Origin of the sequence: Ruminococcus sp. 210702-SL.1.03 (genome assembly GCF_020559915.1) — a bacterium.
Classification (GTDB): domain Bacteria; phylum Bacillota; class Clostridia; order Oscillospirales; family Ruminococcaceae; genus YE71.
Genome location: NZ_JAJCLZ010000022.1, coordinates 1 through 20,938 on the forward strand (window position 1 = coordinate 1; position 20,938 = coordinate 20,938).

Consider the following 20,938-nt stretch of genomic DNA (forward strand, 5'->3'; position numbering starts at 1 on the left):
TCCCTGACAGCTTTATTATTATATCACTCTTTTTCCTTCTTGTCAACTCTTTTTTTGATTTTTTCTTAGGTTTGTAGGGGTGCATAAATCACGCGCACAGATTTCTACTTTATATATGCAAATTTTACACAACTCACGTCTTTTTTACGTTCGCTCTGCATAATCTTCCCGTTTCTGCGCATGATATGCGTGTGAGATACAATGAAAGGCGTGTTATAAATGTATTTGCATAAAAACTTTTTTTACAGATTTTTTCGCCGCTTGTCCGCTGCTTCGCTCGCGGTCTGCGCTGCTGTGGTGTTTTCGTTCGCGCTGATACCCCGCGGCGGGTCGGTCGCCGCCGTTTCGTCCGTCGGCTCGCGCGGAGCTGAAGTGCGTGCAATACAGGAGCGTCTAAAAGAACGCGGCTTGTTCAGCGACGACGTCACCGGCTATTACGGCGAAGCCACCCGTACCGCCGTCAAAAAATTCCAAAAGCAGCAGGGCATACAGCAGACCGGCACGGCCGGCCCGCAAACATTAAAGGCGCTGGGCATATCGGTCGGCAGCCTGCCCGCGGCAACTGAGTCGAACGTCTACCTGCTTGCGCGAATAATCTCTGCCGAAGCACGCGGCGAGCCGTACACGGGTCAGGTAGCCGTCGGCGCGGTAATTTTGAACCGCATCGAGCACCCCTCGTTCCCCGACACCCTCTCGGGCGTTATCTATCAGAACGGCGCGTTTACGGCGATAGTAGACGGTCAGTTCAACGAGCCGATAGCCGAAAGCGCCTACTCCGCCGCCCGCGACGCGCTGAACGGCTGGGATCCCACCGGCGGCTGCGTTTACTACTACAACCCCGCCAAGACCTCGAACAAATTCATGTGGTCGCGCCCGACGGTGCTGACTATCGGCAGCCACCGTTTCTGCAACTGACCCTTGACAAACCCCGCGCACCGTGCTATAATATAGATAACAAGAGGCGCACTGCGATAAGCGGTTCACCTCCATATGAGATTACTTTTGGTAACCGTCCTATGTGGTGTATGGGCGGTTACTTCTTTTTATTGCTAAAATCAAACGTAAGTCTGATTATGTCCGTTATCAAATGCAGTAATTGCATTACAAGCGCTAATACTTCCATATAGCTCACCTCCATTTCTGGAGGATAAGATTTGAAGGCAGAATATCGCAGAAATTTTATACGAATTGCGCAGTCAGATTTTTCGTCAGAGCGTTCTAAAGCGACGCAGGCTAACTCGCGTTAGTCAAGGAGTTTTAGGGCGCTATGGCGGAAAATATGCAAGCAAGGCGTGTGAAATTTTTGCGATGTTCTGCCTTCAGGCCTACCGTCTTTGCAGTACGCCTTACGTTCATTATATCACACCTGTCGATATTTGTCAATTAAAAAGCACATGGCTATCTTCTCAATAGTCATGCGCTTTTCTTGTTTTAGCTATTACTTTTGTTCGTTCAAGGGCGTGCGCCCTTGAAGGTATCTTTGTACAGGCGACCTACTAGGGGCAGCCCTCTCTTGCAGGGCATGCCCCTCTTGTATAACAGTCCACCGGAGTGTTATTGGAAATCGGCGAAGCCGACTTTCCACGCGTCGTTGCATCCCGCGCTTTTTATCTTCACGCCATTTGTTTGTTCGTGCTATTACTGTTGCACCGCGGCTTCTTCTTTGTTCGTGGCTTTTTCTTTCTTTCTAACAAGCCTCAGCCCGTCATGATTACAAAAATCCGCCGCAAGCATTATAAATATCGGCGCGAAATTTACCAGATACCTCGACCTCGTTTCCCATAGCTCGAAAAATACCAGCACTCCCGCGAAAATTATCCTCATCAGCCAGCTTTCGTCAACTTTCTTCTTCTCGCCGCGGCACTCGTCGCACCCCGCGAAATACCCCGCCGTCACCGCCGTAAGCATCGCAAAATGGTACAGCGTGCACATATACCTGAAAATTTTCGAGCTAGTCACAAACTCCCTCAGCGCCGAGCTTTCACCGCTGTTTATATGGTAAAAAATGAGATAGCTTCCGTCCGACCATGTGTACGCCGCTTTTTTGAAGAAATGAAACACCATTCCGCCGAAACCGAAGTTCTCCAGCCGCTCGGCAGATCTCGTAACGTCCGCCGCCTCTTTCTCCTCATACGTTTCGTAATTCAGCGTGTACTGAAAATCGCGGTACGAATATCCGCCGCGCGTTTTCATGCCCATCATAATCCAGTGGTGCGGCGGGAATTTGTACCGCGCGTAGTCCTGCTCGTCGGCGATGTTGAAAGCCGCCGTGAATATGCTCGCCGCCGCTATGAAGCCGATGACCAGCGCCGCCAATACCGCCGCCCACGCGCCTTTCGCCAAGCGCCTAACGCCCCTCCTGCGCTCCTCGCTCTCCGCAATAGCCGTGTAAAGCATGAACGCGGGCAGCAGGACTATAACGCTGCCTTTCATCTTAAATCCCAGCGCCATGTACAGCGCGCAAAGCGCCATCTGCGGAAGCGCCCTCAGCAGGTTCTCCCGCTTCACATCGCCTTTCAAATATGGCAGACCCCGCAGGTACCGGTAAAACGCCGCCATCACAAATGGCATCGAGAGCGAATCGGTATAGTAAAACGGCACATATGTGTAAAACACGGAAGATCCCGCGCCGCATATCGCCGCGAAAAGTGCTTTCGCCGCCCCGCCCTGCTTATTTTTATACATCAGTTTCGCACTGCGGTACATATAGATGTACGAGATGTTCAGCGCCAGAGCGTTTACAAATATCGGCGCGCTTCTGTTCATGCTTCCCGTCAGCGCGTACTGTATCTTGTATATCCCCGTCAGCAGAAGCAAAAGTATCTGGTTGTTCGGGTATATCGCGAAATATTTGTCGTGCCGCGCGGGCATGGTCTCGTATATCCGGCTGATGTCCCAGTTTTCCGCAAGCTGCCGCGCCGCGCGGTCGGTGTAGCCGAGGTCGGTTATCGGCGCGAGGGTAAGCTTGTAGCCGCAGTAAAGCTGTATCGCGAACATCACCGCCGCCATTATTATAACCACGCGGTCGGCGGCCGCCTGCGGGCTTTTGCACCTGCCCAGCCGCTTCTCCAGCGCGCCGTAACCCCTGCGCGCCGCCAGCACTATCGCCAAAGCGCCCAGCGCTATCAGCCCTATCTGCCAGCTAAGCCCGTAGGAATCATTGCCGCGCGCCCCGCAGGCTATCAGCACATACACCATCACGATGCCGAAGCCGAGCTGGAGCGCTCTGCCAAAGTTCAACATTTATTCTCTTCCTTTTTTCGTTTCATACTTTTCTATATTTCTGACTTTCCGCTGTCAGTTTATTTTTGCGCCTTGTCCTGCTCGATGAGCTTTTTCACAGCGCCGATAACGCACTGTATCGCCCGCGATGAATCGTCGGTGATGTTGTCGGGCAGACCCGCGTTGCTGCGCTCTACGTTCCAAAGCGCCGTCAGCACAGCCCCGCACCGCGCGCCCCTCAGCAGACCTACTGAGAATATCGCCGCGCACTCCATCTCCGATGTCAAACAGCCGCACGCCTTGTAGCCCTCCCAGTTGTCCGCAAGCTTTTTCGCAACAGCCGAGTTCTGCGGCTCTACCTCGCCGTAAAAGCTATCTTTAGAATGTACCACTCCGACGTGATACGAGTTGCCGAAACTGCCGTCGCAGAGTTCCGCCGCCGACTGCGCCAGCGCCGATACCACCTGATAGTCAGCCGCCGCAGGGTAGCCCTCGGGCAGATATTCGCGCGAAGTGCCCTCGCCCCGCACCGCCGCCGAAGCTATGCAGAGGTCGCCGCCTGTAACGTCGAGCTTTATGCCGCCGCTTGTGCCTATGCGCAAAAGCGTGTCCGCGCCGCACTTTATCAGCTCCTCCGCCGCGATTGCCGCAGAAGGCCCGCCGATACCCGTAGAGCAAACCGATACCTTTTCGCCGCAGAGCGTGCCTGTATACAGATTATACTCGCGGTTCTGCGCTATCTGCACAGCATTTTCCAGCAGTGCCGCTATCTTCGGCACTCTGCCGGGGTCGCCGGGGAGGATAACGTACCTGCCGACCTCGCCCGCCTTTGCTCGTATGTGAAATTGCCTTTCGCCGTCCATAATAGAAGCCATTTTTCAGCCCTCCTTAGTAGTTTCAGCTTTTTCTGTGTCGTCCGTATCGTTTGTATCGTCTTTATCGTCCGAATTTTCCTTTTTGTCGAGCTGCTCGGCCTGCCACTCTTCAAAGCTCTGACCCGCGGCGTTTTCCGTAAACTTGGTAGGACGGCGCTTTTTTATCGTAACTACCCCGCCCGCTATCGCCATAACAACGCCCGCGGCGCAGAGTATGCCAGAGCCTATGCACGCCGCGCGGTAGTGGTTCTCAGCCGCATGGTCGTCCCTAAAGATCACCTGCGTGGGGTCTGACGGCGAATAGAGTATCGGCAGAGGTTCGCCCTCTTTCCAAGTTTTGTTAAGGTTCACCGTGTTCATGACCTCTACGCGGTAGCCGATGGTGCGCCCCGGCACACTGAACCGCACTACCGGCCCGTAAAAGTAAACGCCGTCCTTCTCCTGCGAGCCTTCCGCGTCTACCGTGGCGGTGGTCGGCTCGGTGCATATCTTCTCCAGCTCCTTGTGCTCGTTCCACGGCAGGTAGGTTATCGTGATGATCGAAGCGGAGATCAGGAGTGCGAAGACCAGCGCCAGTATGCCCTTTTTCGCCGGCGTGAATTTTACGCCCTCTTCCGCTTTTTCCATCTTTTTATTTTCCATAAGTAACAGCCCCCCTATTTGTTTTTGCTATACTTACTTTAATAATATCACAAACCGCACCGCCTGTCAACAGCCGCGCACAAAAAAAGCGGCGCGCATTCCGCACACCGCCCAAACTGCATATAGTCATTTTCCAACGCAGAATTTCGAGAACACCTCGTCTACCACCGTTTCGGTTATCCGCTCGCCCGTAAGCTCCGAGAGCGCCGCCGCCGCCTCGCCTATCGAGATGGTAACGGCGTCGAGGGTAACGCCAATCTGCTGAGCGCCCAGCGCCGCCTGCAAATTCTCCAGCGCGCGCTCAAGGCAGTATTTCTGCCGCTCGTTGACGAAGATGTCCGAATCGTCGCCCGCCGCCGAGAACATCTCGCATATCCTGCGCTCCAGCAGCTCTCTGCCCTCGCCGCTTTTCGCCGAGATCTCAAATACCGCGCCATTCTCCGCGCTCTCAAATTCGCCCAGCGCCCCGCGCCACTCGCTCTGCACGCCCTTGTCGGACTTGTTTATCAGCGCGATGACCCTGCCGCCGCGTGCCGCGCGCTCCGCCAGTGCGCTTATCAGCTCGGTATCCTCTGCCGCGGGCTGCGATGAGCCGTCGAAAACTGCGATTATCAGCGCGCTTTCGTCAAGCCTGCGCCGCGCCAGCTCTACGCCTATCTTCTCCACCTCGTCCTCAGTTTCGCGTATGCCCGCCGTGTCTGAGAGCCGCAGTGTAACGTCACCCAGCCGCACCGATTCCTCGATGATGTCGCGCGTAGTGCCCGCGATGTCGGTAACTATCGCCCGTCCGTAGCCCAAAAGCAGATTCATCAGCGTTGATTTTCCGACGTTCGGCCTGCCGACTATCACCGCGGGCACGCCCTGCCGCAGAAGCATACCGTTATTGTACACCGCCAGCAGACGCTTTATCTGCGCCGCCGAGTCGCTGAGCGTTTGCGCCATAGCCGCGTCCTCCACCTCGGGCAGCTCCTCCTCGGGGTAATCCACCCAAGCGGAAAGCTCGCCCAGCAGCTTTATCAGCCCCGATTTTATGCCGTCTATCCGCCGAAAAAGCTCGCCGCCGCGCGCCAGATTTGCCGAGTGCAGGGTAAGCTCGCCCTGCGCCGAGATAACGTCCATCACAGCCTCTGCCTGCGTGAGCGAGAGCTTGCCGTTTATGAAAGCCAGCTTTGTGAACTCGCCCCGCTCGGCAGGCTTCGCGCCGTTCTCACAGCAAAGGCGCAGTATTTTTTTTGTAACGTACAGCCCGCCGTGGCAAGAGATCTCAGCCACGTCCTCGCCCGTGTAAGAATGCGGCGCGCGGAACACAGTGAGCACGGCGTCGTCCACACGCGCGCCCTCGCCGTCCACAACATAGCCGTAGGCGCAGGTGTACCCCGCCATATCCGCCACGCTTTTTCCGCCCGCAGGTTTGAACACCTTAGCCGCCACCGTGAGCGCACTGCCGCCGCTTATGCGTATCACCGAGATAGCGCCCTCGGCGAGCGGAGTTGATACAGCGCAAATTGCCGACATTTCAAAGCCCTCCATTCATAAATTCACACTAGCGGTTTTTTCTTCATTTGCGCCGAGCACCGCGGGTACTTCTCCGCCGTCGGCTTCACCTTGCGGATAACGATGAGCGTGCGCGCGTCGCCGTTCGGCAATGCGTATTCGCGGCAAAGCTCCGTTTCGCCGCCCAACAGTTTGATGGCGTTTTCCGCCGCCGCAAGCTCCTCAGCGCCGTCCCTGCCTTTTAGCGCGGTGAAAGCCCCACCTACTTTTACAAACGGCAGGCAGTATTCGCAGAGGTCGCGCAGATTAGACACCGCCCGCGCGCAAGCCATGTCAAAGCCGCCGCGCAGCGGGTTGCCGCTCTTTATGCTGCGCGCCGCCTCCTCAGCGCGCGCGTGTATGCACTCCGCCTCTATGCCCAGCGCGGAAGTAAGCTCCTGCAAAAAGTTCACGCGCTTGTTCAGGCTGTCGAGCAGGGTAAGGCGTATGTCGGGGCGGTATATCGCCAGCGGCACTGAAGGGAAGCCCGCGCCCGTGCCAACGTCGATGAGCGATGTTCCGCGTGGAACATCTATCAGCGTGAAGGGGTAAACGCTGTCGTAAAAATGTTTCAGCGCTATCCCCTCCGGGTCGGTTATAGCGGTGAGGTTCACCTGCTCGTTGCGCTCGCAGAGCAGCTCGGCGTATGCGCAAAATTTCTCGTACATCTCGCCGCTGACCGCCATGCCTCCGCCCGCGAACAGCTTTTCAAATTCAGAATAGGCAGTTAATTTATCCATTCGTTTCTCCGTTGTCTTTCTCGTTTTTGCCGTAAGCGCTCAGCCATATCAGCAGCACGTTCACGTCCGCGGGGTTCACTCCCGAGATCCTGCTCGCCTGACCCACGCTCAGCGGACGTATCTTGTTCAGCTTTTCCGCCGCCTCAAGCCGCAGACCGCGCACTTTTGTGTAATCCGTATCCGCGGGCAGTGCTTTCTTCTCAAGCTTGCGCATAGCCTGCACCTGCTGCTGCTGTATCGCGATGTAGCCCTCGTACTTCACGTTCAGCTCCGCCTGCTCGCGCACCTCTTTCGGCAGCTCGGGGCGCTCTTTGTCAAAAGGCGCTAGGCCATCATAGCTAAGCTCGGGACGCTTTATAAGCTGCGAAAGCTTTATGCCCGTGCTGAGGCGCTCCGTGCCCTGCGACTCGAGATAGCTGTTTATCTCAGCGGTCGGCGCGATGTTGACGTGCTTTATGCGCTCAGTTTCCTGCTCGATGAGCCGCTTTTTCTCCAGCAAACGTGCATACCGCTCGTCTGAGATCAGCCCTACCCTATGACCCGTTTCCGTAAGCCGCAGGTCGGCGTTGTCCTGCCGCAGAAGCAGCCTGTACTCGCTGCGCGATGTCAACATTCTGTACGGGTCTTGGCAGCCTTTCGTCACAAGGTCGTCGATAAGCGTGCCGATGTAGGACGAAGCGCGGTCGAGCACCATCGGCGGCTCGCCCTTTATTTTCAGCGCCGCGTTTATTCCCGCAACAAGCCCCTGCGCCGCCGCTTCCTCGTAGCCCGAAGTACCGTTGAACTGCCCCGCGCCGTAAAGGTTCGCGATGTTCTTGAACTCCAGCGTAGGCAAAAGCTGCGTCGGGTCGCAGCAGTCGTACTCTATCGCGTAAGCGTTGCGCATTATCTCTACGTGCTCTAAGCCTTTTATCGTGCGCATGAATTTCAGCTGCACCTCTTCCGGCAGCGAGCTGCTCATGCCCTGCACATAGCACTCCTCAGTGTCCAAGCCCATCGGCTCGATGAAAAGCTGGTGGCGCGGCTTGTCGGAAAAGCGCTTTACTTTGTCCTCGATAGAGGGGCAGTACCGCGGCCCTACGCCCTCGATCTTGCCCGAATACATCGCCGAACGGTGTATGTTTTCAAGTATCACCTTGTGCGTTTCCGCATTGGTGTAACCGATGTAGCATGAGATCTTGTTTTCAAGCTTCTCGTGGTTCTCGAATGAAAAAGGCGTTATCTCCTCGTCGCCGTCCTGCTTTTCAAGCTTTGAAAAATCGATCGAGCGGCGGTGTATGCGGCAGGGCGTGCCCGTCTTGAACCTGCGCAGCTCCACGCCCAGCTCGGTAAGCGAGTTTGAAAGCAGGTTCGCAGGCAGCGTAGAATCCGGCCCGCTCTCGTAAGAAACTCCGCCGACGAATACCTTGCCTTTGAGGTACGTTCCGCCCGCGATTATCACCGCCTTAGCCGCGTAGTTGCTGCCAAGCTTCGAGCGCACGCCGCATATCTTCCCGCCGTCGGTCAGTATGTCTGTTATCTCGTCCTGTTTCAAATATAGATTCTCCGTGTGCTCCACCGCGCTCTTCATGTAAGCGTGGTACTTCACGCGGTCAGACTGCACGCGCAGGCTGTGCACCGCAGGCCCTTTGCCGCGGTTGAGTATGCGCGACTGCAAAAATGTAGCGTCCGCCGCCTTGCCCATTTCGCCGCCCAGCGCGTCTATCTCGCGCACCAAGTGCCCTTTCGCCGTGCCGCCTATCGAGGGGTTGCAGGGCATATTCGCCACCGCGTCGAGCGAGATGGTGAAAAGCGCCGTTTTCAGCCCCAGCCGCGCCGCCGCAAAAGCCGCCTCGCAGCCCGCGTGCCCCGCGCCGACCACAGCTATGTCAAATTTGGCTATGTAATTGTTATCGGTCTGCATATCAGCTTTCCTTTCGTTTAGATCGTTCCGCGTGGAACAATGTTTCAACATAGCAACAGAGCGGCGCGCACCGCTCTGCTGTAAATATCTTATTTTTCAGCTCAGATCTTGCACTTCTCCAGCTTGTCCTTGCCGCCCATGTACATTCTCAGCGCCTCGGGTATAGCTACCGTGCCGTCTGCCTTGAGGTTGTTTTCAAGGAACGCGATGAGCATTCTCGGCGGAGCAACTACCGTGTTGTTCAGCGTGTGAGCAAAGTACTTCTGTCCGTCCTCGCCCTTTACTCTAATGCCCAGTCTTCTAGCCTGCGCGTCGCCCAGGTTTGAGCAGCTTCCTACCTCGAAGTACTTCTTCTGGCGCGGGCTCCAAGCCTCTACGTCAAGGCTTCTGACTTTGAGGTCAGCCAGGTCGCCCGAGCAGCACTCCAGCGTTCTTACGGGTATATCCAGCGTGCGGAAGAAATCTACCGTGTTGTTCCAAAGCTTCTTGTACCACTCGTCGCTCTCTTCCGGCTTGCAAACTACTATCATTTCCTGCTTTTCAAACTGGTGTATGCGGTAAACGCCGCGCTCCTCTATGCCGTGCGCGCCGACCTCCTTGCGAAAGCATGGGCTGTAGCTGGTGAGCGCCTTAGGCAGCTCACCCTCAGGGATTATCGTGTCGATAAACTTACCGATCATCGAGTGCTCAGATGTGCCGATCAGATAAAGGTCTTCGCCCTCGATCTTGTACATCATGTTGTCCATCTCGTCAAAGCTCATTACGCCGGTAACAACGTCCGAACGGATCATGAAAGGCGGGATGTAGTAGATGAATCCGCGGTCGATCATGAAATCGCGCGCGTAGGAAAGTATGGCCGAGTGCAGTCTTGCAATGTCTCCGCGCAGATAGTAGAAACCGTTTCCGCTCGTCTTTCTCGCAGCATCGAGGTCTATGCCGTTCAGCGCTTCCATTATGTCAACGTGGTAGGGCACTTCAAAGTCCGGAACTACCGGCTCGCCGAAGCGCTCGAGCTCTACGTTCTGGCTGTCGTCCTTGCCGATAGGCACGTCGTCGCCGATTATCTGCGGTATCACCATCATTCTCTTCTTGATCTCGCTCTCAAGCTCGGTCTCCTTAGCCGCAAGCGCTTCGAGGTCTGCGCCGTACTGCTTTACCTCTGCCTTTATCTTCTCGGCTTCTTCCTTCTGGCCCTTAGCCATCAGTCCGCCGATCTCCTTGCTCATCTTGTTGCGCTTCGCTCTCAGCTCGTCCGCGCGTGTCTTAGCCTCGCGGTACTCTTTGTCCATAGCGATAACTTCGTCTACCAGTACCAGCTTTTCGTCCTGAAACTTTTTCTTGATGTTTTCCTTTACCAGCTCAGGGTTGGTCCTTATAAGCTTAATGTCTAACATGATCTTTACTCCTTATATGTTTTTGTTCCGCGTGGAACATTTTTGTCATTTGTTCGATATTCTCTTCATAAATTCTTTCAGCTCGTTCTCGTTCGTGAACGTTATCTTCAGCGTTACTCTTCCCGCACGCTCTTTGCTGATCTTTGAATCTACTGCGAATGTATCGTGCAGAGCCATCTGGCTCTCCAAGGCGTATTTCTTGAACGGGTCTGCAAAGCTGCTGTCGCTCTTCTTCGGCGCGCCGCCGTTGTACTCCTTGCTGCCCTCTTCGATTATCTGCTTTTCAAGCTGGCGCACCGTCCAAAAGTTCGTCATAGTCCGCTCCGCCATCTCTTGTATAACAGATTCGCTGCTCAGTCCACAGAGCACTTTCGCATGACCCACCGTGAGCTTCTTCTCTGCTACATACCCCTGCACGCTCTCAGGCAGGTTCAGCAGCCTTACCGCGTTTGCGATAGCCGCGCGCGATCTGCCGACGGTCTTTGAAAGCTCCTCCTGCGTCATGCCGTAGTCCTCCATCAGCCGCTTGTAAGCTTTCGCTTCTTCGATCGGGTTCAGGTCTTCGCGCTGCAGGTTCTCGATAAGCGCTATCTGCGCCGCCTCGAGGTCGCTCAGCTCTCTCACAACTACCGGTATCTCCGTCAGCCCTGCCATTCTCGCCGCACGCCACCTGCGCTCACCCGCAACTATGCGGTAAACGTCCTCGCCCATCGGTCTTACCAATATAGGCTGCAAAACGCCGTGCTGAGCGATGTTTTCCGAAAGCTCGCGCAGCCGCTCGGCGTCAAACTCCGACCTCGGCTGATTTTTGTCAGGCTCTATCAGCGAAATGCGCATAGTCTGCACTCCGCCGCCCTCGCCGCTCTCTTCGTCGTGAAAATTGTCCTCGAAAAGCATATCAAGGCCGTTTTTCATTCTTTCGTTTTTCGCCATCTATTACCTCATTCCCTTCGCTTTTTTTCGTTTTTAAGTATCTCTTTCGCCAGCGCTTCGTAAGCCTTGCTGCCCTTCGACTTCTTGTCGTAATAAAGCGCGGGCATACCGAAACTCGGCGCTTCCGAAAGCGCGATATTTCGCGGTATCACCGTTTCAAACACCTGCTTCGGGAAATATTTTTTCACTTCTTTTACTATCTGCCCCGTGACCTTGTACCTCTCGACATACATCGTGAAAAGTATGCCCTCGTAGTGCAGACCCTCGTTGAAATTTTTCTTCACACGCTCGATGGTGTTGTTCAGCTCAACAAGTCCTTCAAGCGATAAAAATTCGCATTGCAGCGGCACTATAACTGAGTTTGCCGCCACCAGCGCGTTTATCGTAAGCATATCCAGCGTAGGCGGGCAGTCGATGAGTATAAAATCGTAAAAATCCCGCGCCTGCTCCAGCGCTGTATCCAGCTTTTTCGCTTTGTCTTTCATGTTCATCAGCGCCGCCGTAGCGCCTGAGAGCCGCTGGGTGGTGGGTATCATGCTCACCCCGCGAAATTCCGTCGCGACTACCGCCTCAAAAGCCGTGCATTCGCCCATCAGCACCTCGTAAACGGTGTTGCGTATGCTCTTTTTGCGTATGCCGAAGCTCGTTGTGGTGTTGCCCTGCGGGTCGAAATCCACTATCAGCACCTTTTTGCCCTTAGCGCCCAGCACCGCGGCAAGGTTCACCACCGTGGTGGATTTTCCTACCCCGCCTTTCTGATTTGAAACGGCAATGACTTTCCCCATGTCAGATTTTCCTTTCTGTAAACTAAAATAGATACTGCTTCTATTATACAACATTTTTCGCCGTTTGAAAAGACCTTTGCGGAAAAAAGTTTGCGTATGTCAAAAATTTTTTCGCGCCTTTCAGCATTTTTCGACTCCCCCTCCCGCATATACTGCCGACTTTAGCCGTCCACGCCAATACCCTGCCGCAATCTCGCGCTTTCTGCGATATTTTTTTTGCATACCCCGCTTGCCCGCGCCGCCCCGCCGTGATATAATCTATACAAGATCTAAAAAAGGAGCAGTGACCTATGAACATTTCCGCCCTGATGCGCCGTACTCAGCCCGCCGAGCCGCGCTGTATCGTAAATATCCCCGCCGCCGATATTCGCCCGAACCCCGCGCAGCCTCGCCGACATTTCGAGTCGAACGAGCTGACCGCAATGGCAAAAAGCATATCCCAGCTCGGCATTATCCAGCCGCTTACCGTGCGCGAGGTGGACGGCGGCTACGAGCTCATCGCGGGTGAACGCCGCCTGCGCGCCGCAAAACTCGCGGGTCTGCGGGAAGTGCCTTGTATCATAGCCGAAGCCGACCCCGAGCGCGCCGCTATGATGGCGCTCGTGGAAAACTTACAGCGTGAAGACCTCAACTTTTTCGAGCAGGCGGCGGGCTTCCGTATGCTCATCGAGAAATTCGGATTAACGCAGCAGCAGGCGGCGGTGCAGCTGGGTCTGAGCCAACCCACCATTGCAAATAAACTGCGCCTGCTGAGCATTTCGGACGAACAGAAAGCGAAGATACTGAATTTCCGGTTGTCAGAGCGGCACGCAAGGGCGTTGCTGAGGGTCAGCGAGGAGGAGCGCGGCGGGATATTGCAAACTGTGTGCGATAAGCATATGACGGCAGAAGGATTGGAGCGGTATATCGACGCGCTGGAGAAGCAGAAGAAAGTGCGTGAGGGTTATCGGAAGCGTGCGGCGGTGCTGGGAGATGTGCGGCTGTTTTTCAATACGGTGGAAAAGGCGCTGAATGTGATGAGATTGGCGGGGGTCGAGGCGGAGAGCGAGAAGAAGCAGGCCGAGGGGTATATAGAATATGTGATAAAAATCCCGAAGAAAGAGGAATGATGTTCCACGTAGAACAAAAAAGAAACAAAGTAAAAACCACCACCCAAACCCCCGCAATCAAAAAAATGTTCCACATAGAACAAGCAGCGCCCTTTCTAAAAAAAGACGCTGCTTGATTTTTTTTATCTAATATAAATATAGTTTGAGATAGTTCGAGAAATTATTCTCCGTCAGAACCGGACTCAGTGTCAGCCGCTTCAGCAACACCCTCGCCGTCAGCCTCCTCAGCCTCTAAAGCCGCGATAGCCTCCGCGTCAAGCTCTTCCTCAGCGCCGCTGTCCTCGATGACCGCCGTTTCAGCACTCTCGTCCCGCTCCGCTCGTGTGAACGCTACTACTTTGCTCTCGCCGCTCAGCTTCATAAGACGTACTCCGCGCGCATACCTGCTCATCGGCCTGATGTCCGAAGCCCTCAGCCTTATCACTACGCCGTCTGACGCTATCATGATGATGTCGTCCTCTTCGTCGATCACCTTTATGCCGCAAACGTAGTCGTCGCCGCTCCTGTAATTCTTAAGACCTAGACCGCCGCGGTTCTGTATGCGGTATTCGTCAAGGTTCGTCTTTCTGCCAAGTCCGCCCTCGGTAACTGTCAGCACGCTTGCGCCCTCGCGTACTCTCGCCATTGATACTACGCTGTCGCCCTCGCGCAGGGTTATCGCTTTCACGCCGTGCGCGCTTCTCGACATGTTGCGGATGTTCGTTTCCTTTATCCGTATCGCCATGCCCATTCGCGTCGCTACTATAAGCTGGCTGTCGCCGCCAGTCATTCTTACGCCCGCGATCTCGTCGCCCTCGTCAAGTCCTATCGCTATGAGTCCCTGCTTTCTTACGTTCTTGTACGCCGAAAGGTCGGTCCTCTTTATCTTGCCGTTCTTCGTGCATATTACTATGGCTTTGCCCTCCGCAAAGTCAGAGGTCTTTATCATAGCCGCTATCTTCTCGTTCTCTTTCAGCGGCAGTATGTTTACGATGTTCGTGCCCTTCGAGGCTTTCGAGCCTTCCGGCAGCTCGTAACATTTCAGCTTGTACATTATGCCGAAATTCGAGATAAACAGCAAGTTGTCGTGCGAGGAGCAGATGTACATCTCTTCTACAAAGTCGTCCTCTCTCTGCTTCATGCCCGATACGCCCTTGCCGCCGCGGTTCTGCGCTTTGTATGTGCTTACCGGCATTCTCTTGATGTAGCCGCTGTTCGTGTAGGTAACTACGTTCTCCTCTACCGGTATCAGGTCTTCTACGTCTACTTCGCCGCTTACGTTTTCAATCCTCGTGCGGCGCTCGTCGCCGAATTTGTCCTGTATCGCTTCTACTTCCTCTATCATGATGTTCAGTATGCGCGAGTGGTTCGCCAGTATGTCCTCGTAGTCCGCTATCTTTATCTCCAGCTCTTTCAGTTCGTCGATTATCTTCTGCCTCTCCAGACCCGTCAGCCTGCCCAGCGTCATGTTCGCTATGTGGTCAGCCTGCACTTCGCTCAACTTGAAGCGGTCGCAAAGCCTCTGCTTGCCCTCGGGTATGTTCTTCGAGGTCTTCATTATCTCTATAACTTCGTCGATGTTGTCCAGCGCTATCGTTAAGCCCTTTAAGATGTGCTCGCGCTCTTTCGCCTTTTTCAGATCATACTGCGTCCTGCGTGTGATGACCTCTACCTGGAAGTTGATGTACTCTTCCAGCATCTGCTTCAGCGTCAGCGTTTTCGGCACGCCGTTCACCAGCGCCAGCATGATAACGCCTACCGTGTCCTGTAACTGCGTGTAGCTGAAAAGCTTGTTCAGTACTACCTGCGGTATAGCGTCCTTTTTCAGCTCTATCACTATCCGCAGTCCGTCTTTGTCCGATTCGTCGCGCAGATCGTGTATACCGTCTATCCTCTTGTCTTTGTGCAGCTCGGCGATAGATTGTATCAGCCTTGCCTTGTTTACCGCATACGGTATCTCGTGTACTATTATGCAGTTCCTGCCCTTTATCTCTTCTATGCTCGTGTCCGCGCGCAGCGTTATCTTGCCGCGGCCCGTGCCGTATGCCGAGCGTATGCCCGCCCTGCCCATGATTATTCCGCCGGTAGGGAAGTCCGGGCCTTTTATGCACTCCATCAGCTCGTCAAGCGTGCAGTCCGGATCGCGCACCATCAGCTTCATCGCGTCTATTACTTCGCCCAGGTTGTGCGGGGGTATGTTCGTCGCCATGCCTACGGCTATGCCTACCGAGCCGTTGCAGAGCAGCTGCGGAAAACGCGAGGGCAGTACTACCGGCTCTTTAAGTCTGTCGTCGTAGTTCGATTGGTAGTCTACCGTCTCTTTGCCTATGTCGGTGAGCATATTCATCGAAATTTTCGCCATCTTCGCTTCCGTGTATCGGTAAGCCGCAGGCGGGTCGCCGTCTATAGAGCCGAAGTTTCCCTGTCCGTCTATCATCGGGTATCTTAGCGAGAATGTCTGCGCCATTCTTACCAGCGCGTCGTATACCGAAGCGTCGCCGTGAGGGTGATATTTACCCAGCACCGAACCTACCGTGTCCGCGCACTTTCTGTAAGATTTCTCGGGGTAAAGTCCGTTTTCATACATGGTGTAGAGTATCCTGCGGTGTACGGGTTTCAGTCCGTCGCGCACGTCAGGCAGCGCTCTTGAGCATATTACCGACATCGAGTACTGTAAAAATGATTCCTTCATCATCTTCTCGATGTCTGTTTCAATGATGTTTGTATGATCGTTAAACAAATAATCACTCTCTTTCCGTTTCGTCAGCGTCAGCGCCGCTTTCCGAAGCTTTCTTTGTATGCTTTTTCAGCTTGTTAAGTTTGTCTGATCTTTCCTGTTTTATCGTGTATTCGCGGTAGTCGTCGCCCAGTATGTTCGATAAATGCCGGCGAAATACCTCGTTCATCTGCTCGTTCATCGCGCTCTTCGGCACTGTGTATATATAGTCTTTCTTGAATATCAGCACATACAGCCCGCCGCAGTCGATTACCTTTAGGTCTATGTCCTCAAATCTTATCATCACCGGCTGGTAGCTGTATATCCTGTCCCCCGCCAGCTCTGATTCTTCTATCACTATGCGCGAGTTGAAAAATGAAAGCTTGTAGCTGTCGTTCTTCACAGCGTCCGCCGAGTATACCGCCTCTTTCCGCGCGCTGCTGCTGTTCAGCCAAGTTATCCCGATTACGGCTAAGCATATGAGCATCAGCACCCAGTTCAGGTAGCTTTTAGGATACACCAGCCCCGATATCAAGAATACCGCCGCCGCTATGCCGAAGCCTATCGTGAATCTCACATTCTTCGGCTTTATGAATTCGCGGTAGAAAAGCTCGTAGCCGTCCGCCGCCTGCTCCGGCGTTATCATGTACTCTGTGCTGAATATCTTTTTGTCCTTCTTCGGGTCGGCGGTTATGCGCTTCTTGCGGCTCTTGTCGAAAAGCTCCTGTACTTCGTCCTCTTCGTCTAAGTAGTCGAAGTCGTCCTGCTCTTCGCTCTCTTCATCGCCCTCCGCGCTCACTCCGCGCTTGCCTGCGTCTTTATCGCCCGTGCCGAAAAACATATCTTTCAGCACAGCTTTGTCCAGCAGCTCTGAGCTTTTCAGCTTGCCCTTTATCGCGTTCAGCGCTCCCTGTGGCTTTTCGCTCTCAGCGCTTTCGGCAGTTTCCGCCTCTGCGCTCTTTTCGGCTTTTTCAGACTTCTCAGCGCTCTCGCCTGCGCCCGCGCTCACCTGTATCTCGGGTACGCGCCCGCCGCTCTTCTCGCGCTGCTCCTCAGTCTGCTCTATTATGTCTGATATGGCGGGAAAATCTGCTGCCGATACTTTGTTATCGGGCTTTTCGCTGTTTTCATTTTCCCCGCCGCGTCCTTCAAGTAGATCGTTCAATGTAATAATGATCCTTTCGCTTTATACGTCAAGGTTTGTAGCATACTGCGCGTTCTTCTCTATAAAATCTCTTCTCGGCTCTACCTTGTCGCCCATCAGTATGGTAAAGGCTTCGTCCGCTTTCTGCGCGTCTTCTACTGATATTTTTATCATAGTCCTGCGCTCTGGGTCTAGGGTAGTTTCCCAAAGCTGCGTCGGGTTCATCTCACCAAGACCTTTGTAGCGCTGTATGTCTACCTTTAGGTTCGATTCTCCCGCAAGCTCCGAAGCGTACATATCGCGCTCTTCTTCCGAGAATGCGTAGCGTACCTGCTTGCCGCGCCATACCTTGAAAAGCGGCGGCTGCGCGCAGTAAACGTGTCCATCTTCTATCAGCGGACGCATATATCTGAAAAAGAATGTCAGCAGCAGCGTGCGTATGTGCGAGCCGTCAACATCGGCATCGGCCATGATTATAACTTTGCCGTATCTCAGCTTGCTTATGTCAAAATCTTCGCCGATAGATGTTCCCAGCGCCGTTACTACCGGCATCAGCTTTTCGTTGCCGTATACTTTGTCTATGCGCGCTTTCTCTACGTTCAGCATCTTGCCCCAGAGGGGAAGTATCGCCTGGAATTTTCTGTCGCGGCCCTCTTTGGCAGAGCCGCCCGCCGAATCTCCCTCTACGATGTATATTTCCGTGTACTCGTTGTTTCTGTCAGAGCAGTCCGCCAGCTTGCCCGGCAGGCTGGAGCTTTCCAGTGCCGATTTGCGCTTTCTCGCGAGGTCGCGCGCGTTCTTAGCCGCCTCTCTCGCCCTCTGCGCCGCCATTGATTTCTCAAATATCGTCTTTGCTACCTGCGGATTTTTCTCTAGGTAGTCCATCAGCTTGTCTGAAACTATCCTGTCTACCAGCGGCTTTACTTCGGGATTTCCCAGCCTTCCCTTTGTCTGACCCTCAAATTCGCAGTTCGTCAGCTTTACTGAGATTATCGCCGTAAGGCCCTCGCGCACGTCGTCGCCCATCAGCTTGTCGCCGTCTTTCAGCAGGCCGAATTTCTTTCCGTACTCGTTTATTACCTTAGTCAGCGCCGTCTTGAAGCCCGTTTCGTGCGTGCCGCCGTCGGGCGTGTGGATATTATTAGCAAATGATAGCACAAATTCCGTGTAGCTGGTGTTGTACTGCATAGCTATCTCGGCGAAAATATCGCCCTCCATGCCCTGAATGTGTATTACCTCGGGTATAATGGCGTCCGCCGCTTTAGATCTGTGTATGTGCTCTACAAATTCCCTGATACCGCCCTCGTAGTGCAGAGTTTCGGTCTGTATATTTTCTGGGTCGCGCGAGTCGGTGAATACTATCTTCAGACCCGCGTTGAGGAAAGCCTGTTCGCGCAGACGGCGAAGCAGAGTTTCGTAATCATACACCGTAGTTTCGGTAAATATCTCGGGGTCTGCCTTGAATTTTATTACAGAGCCGGTGCGCTCGGTAGTGCCGATGACTTTTAGCGGCTCGGAGTATTTTCCGCGTTCAAAGCGCTGGAAGTGAACGTTTTTGCCGTCGTAGATAGTCAGCTCCAGCCATTCGCTGAGGGCGTTTACAACAGAAGCGCCAACGCCGTGCAGACCGCCCGCGACCTTGTATCCGCCGCCGCCGAATTTACCGCCTGCGTGGAGGACTGTGAAAACTACGGTCGCGGCAGAGATACCCTCTTTGGGGTGGATACCGGTAGGTATACCGCGTCCGTTGTCGGAAACCTGTATCACGTCGCCGGGAAGAATATCTACGTCTATCTGTGTGCAGTAGCCTGCGAGGGCTTCGTCGATAGCGTTGTCCACTATCTCGTACACGAGGTGGTGCAGACCGTGAGGGCCGCTTGAGCCGATGTACATACCGGGGCGTTTTCTTACAGCCTCCAGACCTTCGAGGACTTGTATCTGATTTTCGTCGTAGTTATTATTTTCATCAACGCGGGAGATCTCAGCCGCTTCGATTTCCTCGGCGACGATCTGTTCAGCGTTATCAGCGGTAGGCTGAGAGCCGATTTCGTTCAAATTCTGATTGTTTTCGATATTCATATTCAAGATCTTACCTCCAGTTTTGGAAATTTGGATAGCCAAGTTCCCACGTTGTTAATATCTAAATTAAAGTAAAAGCCCCTGTCAATAGAAGCGGCTGCAAGGCGCGTGTAAAGTCAGCATCGCTGATTTCCACGCGCCGCTTGAGCACGCGCTTTTTTTAAATTCACGCCGTTTATGGGCGTGCGCTAGGCGTTGCTTCCGCGGCTTTTACGTTGTTCGGGATTATGATTAGGATAGTTACCGTTCTTTTCAAACGTCCAGCTTACCCTTTGCCCTTCCCGCGATAGTTCGCGGCGATACCCTGCTTACATACACCCGCTCGTCTAATATCTCTCTATCAAACGTTACCACAAAACTCCTCGGTATCTCCTCCGTACAGCTTACATCTCGCTTCCGCGCCGCCGCTGTTCTCAAATACTCCCTCGTGTCCTGCGATACCGTCGCTCTCTCTATGTCAAATACCCCTATTATCTCGCTGTCTTTCACCATCGCGCCATTCCCGATGTGTACATACACCTCAGATCACTCTCCCGCTGTTTATCTTGATAACTTTACCTCCCGCGGCTCGCCCTCTCAGGGCTTCCTCGCCGCAGCAGGTGATTATTACTTGCATATCTCTTATCTTGCTCATCACAAACTCCTGCCGACCCGCGTCAAGTTCGCTCATTACATCGTCCAGCAGTATGCAGGGCGCGTCGCCCGTTTCTTCGCTCAGTATATACGCCTGAGCCAGCTTCATGATAAGCGCTATCGACCTGTGCTGCCCCTGCGAAGCATATTCTTTCGCGTACATTCCGTTTATCTTGCAGTGCAGGTCGTCGCGGTGTACCCCTTTCAGCGTGAACCCCGCGCGCATATCCTCCGCACGGCTCTTCTTCAGCGCCTCAGCATACTCCGCCGCAAGGTCGTTCCGGTAATCAGTTCGCCCCTGCAAATTTTCATATATAGTCGAATGATATTCTATCTCAAGCCGCTCACGCCCCTGCGAGATCTCGCTGTAAAGCTTCTGAGCCGCCATTTCCAGCTTTTTGCAGTAGTTGTACCTCAGCATTGATATATACGCGCCCATCTGCGCCAGCTGTATGTCCCATATGTCCAGCATATCGCCGATGTCCGCCGTTTGGTACGCCGCTTTTAGCTGAGTGTTCCTCTGCTCCAGCAGCCTGCGGTATTTGTCTACCACCCGCCTGTACGAACGCTTTATCTGCGATACCGAAAGGTCGGCAAAGCTGCGCCGCACCTCGGGCGAGCCTTTTGAAAGCTCCAGATCTTCGGGCGTGAATACTACGCACTCCAGCGCGCCGAAAAGCCCCGAGGGATTCTTTACGCTTACGCCGTTGAGCGCTATCTTCTTGCTGCGTATCTCGCTTCTTATCAGCGTGTAGTCTATCTGCTGCGTGCGCCGCTTGTCCGCGAAACGCAAGCCTATGTCAAAGCGCTCGCCGCCTAGGCGTATCAGCTCGCGGTCTTTCGCCCCGCGAAAACTTCTCTCGCCCGTGCACAGCCATATCGCTTCGAGTATGTTGGTCTTGCCCTGCGCGTTCTGCCCGCATATCACGTTCAGCTCGGGGTGCAGGTCTATGTCTATATTTTCCAGATTTCTGAACCCGTCCGCGCTGAAATGCTCTATTCTCATGCTTTATTCCGCAGCCGCGGCGGTGCTCACTATCTCCAGCTTCAGCGAAAGCTCGTCTATCTCGGCGCAGTCGCCGTTTCTCAGCTTTTTGCCGCGCATGGTGCAAACCTCGCCGTTCACTTTAATCCGTCCCTCAGCGATGACCTCTTTGGCGATCCCGCCCGTTTCAGTAACGCCCGCGTATTTCAGCAGCGAGTCGAGCTTGATGTACTCGGTGTTTATCTTTATCTTTTCGCTTCTCATTA

At 54.1% G+C, this 20,938-nt stretch carries 17 protein-coding genes; 2 read left to right on the forward strand and 15 right to left on the reverse strand.

Annotated features, from left to right (window positions below; translation table 11 throughout):
- The first annotated feature begins 219 nt into the window (after nucleotides 1–219).
- On the forward strand, nucleotides 220–915 hold the full coding sequence (gene sleB, locus LI114_RS10390; protein WP_227220610.1) for a spore cortex-lytic enzyme: 696 nt from the start codon (nucleotides 220–222) through the stop codon (nucleotides 913–915).
- 723 nt (nucleotides 916–1,638) lie between these two features.
- Here sleB and LI114_RS10395 read toward each other — a convergent pair.
- The 9 genes from LI114_RS10395 to LI114_RS10435 all read right to left on the reverse strand — a co-directional run bounded on the left by LI114_RS10395 (nucleotide 1,639) and on the right by LI114_RS10435 (nucleotide 12,027).
- Nucleotides 1,639–3,243 carry a glycosyltransferase family 39 protein gene (locus LI114_RS10395; protein ID WP_227220611.1) on the reverse strand — a complete coding sequence of 535 codons (1,605 nt, stop codon included), beginning with the start codon at nucleotides 3,241–3,243 and terminating at the stop codon, nucleotides 1,639–1,641.
- 59 nt (nucleotides 3,244–3,302) lie between these two features.
- Entirely contained in the window at nucleotides 3,303–4,097 is a 795-nt protein-coding gene (locus LI114_RS10400; RefSeq protein WP_227220612.1) for a nucleoside phosphorylase, read from the reverse strand.
- A 3-nt stretch (nucleotides 4,098–4,100) separates the two neighbouring features.
- Nucleotides 4,101–4,739, reverse strand: coding sequence for a DUF3592 domain-containing protein (locus tag LI114_RS10405; RefSeq protein ID WP_227220613.1), 639 nt, complete (start codon nucleotides 4,737–4,739; stop codon nucleotides 4,101–4,103).
- Between the two features lie 126 nt (nucleotides 4,740–4,865).
- Nucleotides 4,866–6,254: a tRNA uridine-5-carboxymethylaminomethyl(34) synthesis GTPase MnmE gene (gene mnmE / locus LI114_RS10410; RefSeq protein ID WP_227220614.1), complete on the reverse strand. Its 1,389-nt coding sequence runs from the start codon at nucleotides 6,252–6,254 to the stop codon at nucleotides 4,866–4,868.
- Nucleotides 6,255–6,277: 23 nt separating this feature from the next.
- Nucleotides 6,278–7,012 (reverse strand): 16S rRNA (guanine(527)-N(7))-methyltransferase RsmG, encoded by a 735-nt coding sequence (rsmG, locus tag LI114_RS10415; protein ID WP_227220615.1) that lies wholly within the window; start codon nucleotides 7,010–7,012, stop codon nucleotides 6,278–6,280.
- The gene (gene mnmG / locus LI114_RS10420) at nucleotides 7,005–8,915 is read right to left on the reverse strand and encodes a tRNA uridine-5-carboxymethylaminomethyl(34) synthesis enzyme MnmG (protein ID WP_227220616.1); all 1,911 of its coding nucleotides are present in this window, start codon (nucleotides 8,913–8,915) and stop codon (nucleotides 7,005–7,007) included. The genes rsmG and mnmG overlap by 8 nt, the downstream gene beginning before the upstream one ends.
- Before the next feature lie 101 nt (nucleotides 8,916–9,016).
- Nucleotides 9,017–10,309, reverse strand: coding sequence for a serine--tRNA ligase (gene serS, locus LI114_RS10425; RefSeq protein ID WP_227220617.1), 1,293 nt, complete (start codon nucleotides 10,307–10,309; stop codon nucleotides 9,017–9,019).
- 45 nt (nucleotides 10,310–10,354) lie between these two features.
- Nucleotides 10,355–11,242: a ParB/RepB/Spo0J family partition protein gene (locus LI114_RS10430; protein ID WP_227220618.1), complete on the reverse strand. Its 888-nt coding sequence runs from the start codon at nucleotides 11,240–11,242 to the stop codon at nucleotides 10,355–10,357.
- A gap of 8 nt (nucleotides 11,243–11,250) precedes the next feature.
- Nucleotides 11,251–12,027 carry a ParA family protein gene (locus LI114_RS10435; protein ID WP_227220619.1) on the reverse strand — a complete coding sequence of 259 codons (777 nt, stop codon included), beginning with the start codon at nucleotides 12,025–12,027 and terminating at the stop codon, nucleotides 11,251–11,253.
- Between the two features lie 290 nt (nucleotides 12,028–12,317).
- Here LI114_RS10435 and LI114_RS10440 point away from each other — a divergent pair, with 290 nt between their 5' ends.
- Nucleotides 12,318–13,136: a ParB/RepB/Spo0J family partition protein gene (locus LI114_RS10440; protein ID WP_227220620.1), complete on the forward strand. Its 819-nt coding sequence runs from the start codon at nucleotides 12,318–12,320 to the stop codon at nucleotides 13,134–13,136.
- A gap of 160 nt (nucleotides 13,137–13,296) precedes the next feature.
- Here LI114_RS10440 and gyrA read toward each other — a convergent pair whose 3' ends face one another.
- The 6 genes from gyrA to LI114_RS10470 form a co-directional block, all read right to left on the reverse strand.
- Nucleotides 13,297–15,810, reverse strand: a complete 2,514-nt coding sequence (gene gyrA / locus LI114_RS10445) for a DNA gyrase subunit A (RefSeq protein ID WP_413770903.1) — start codon at nucleotides 15,808–15,810, stop codon at nucleotides 13,297–13,299.
- A 49-nt stretch (nucleotides 15,811–15,859) separates the two neighbouring features.
- Complete coding sequence (locus LI114_RS10450; protein ID WP_227220622.1) at nucleotides 15,860–16,996, reverse strand: hypothetical protein; 1,137 nt, start codon at nucleotides 16,994–16,996, stop codon at nucleotides 15,860–15,862.
- A gap of 21 nt (nucleotides 16,997–17,017) precedes the next feature.
- Complete coding sequence (gene gyrB, locus LI114_RS10455) at nucleotides 17,018–19,054, reverse strand: DNA topoisomerase (ATP-hydrolyzing) subunit B (RefSeq protein ID WP_227220623.1); 2,037 nt, start codon at nucleotides 19,052–19,054, stop codon at nucleotides 17,018–17,020.
- Nucleotides 19,055–19,306: 252 nt separating this feature from the next.
- Nucleotides 19,307–19,573 (reverse strand): extracellular matrix regulator RemB, encoded by a 267-nt coding sequence (remB, locus tag LI114_RS10460; RefSeq protein WP_227220624.1) that lies wholly within the window; start codon nucleotides 19,571–19,573, stop codon nucleotides 19,307–19,309.
- A 1-nt stretch (nucleotide 19,574) separates the two neighbouring features.
- A complete protein-coding gene (gene recF / locus LI114_RS10465; protein WP_227220625.1) occupies nucleotides 19,575–20,693 on the reverse strand; it encodes a DNA replication/repair protein RecF in 1,119 nt (372 codons plus the stop codon).
- A 3-nt stretch (nucleotides 20,694–20,696) separates the two neighbouring features.
- Complete coding sequence (locus LI114_RS10470) at nucleotides 20,697–20,936, reverse strand: RNA-binding S4 domain-containing protein (RefSeq protein ID WP_227220626.1); 240 nt, start codon at nucleotides 20,934–20,936, stop codon at nucleotides 20,697–20,699.
- Between the last annotated feature and the right edge of the window lie 2 nt (nucleotides 20,937–20,938).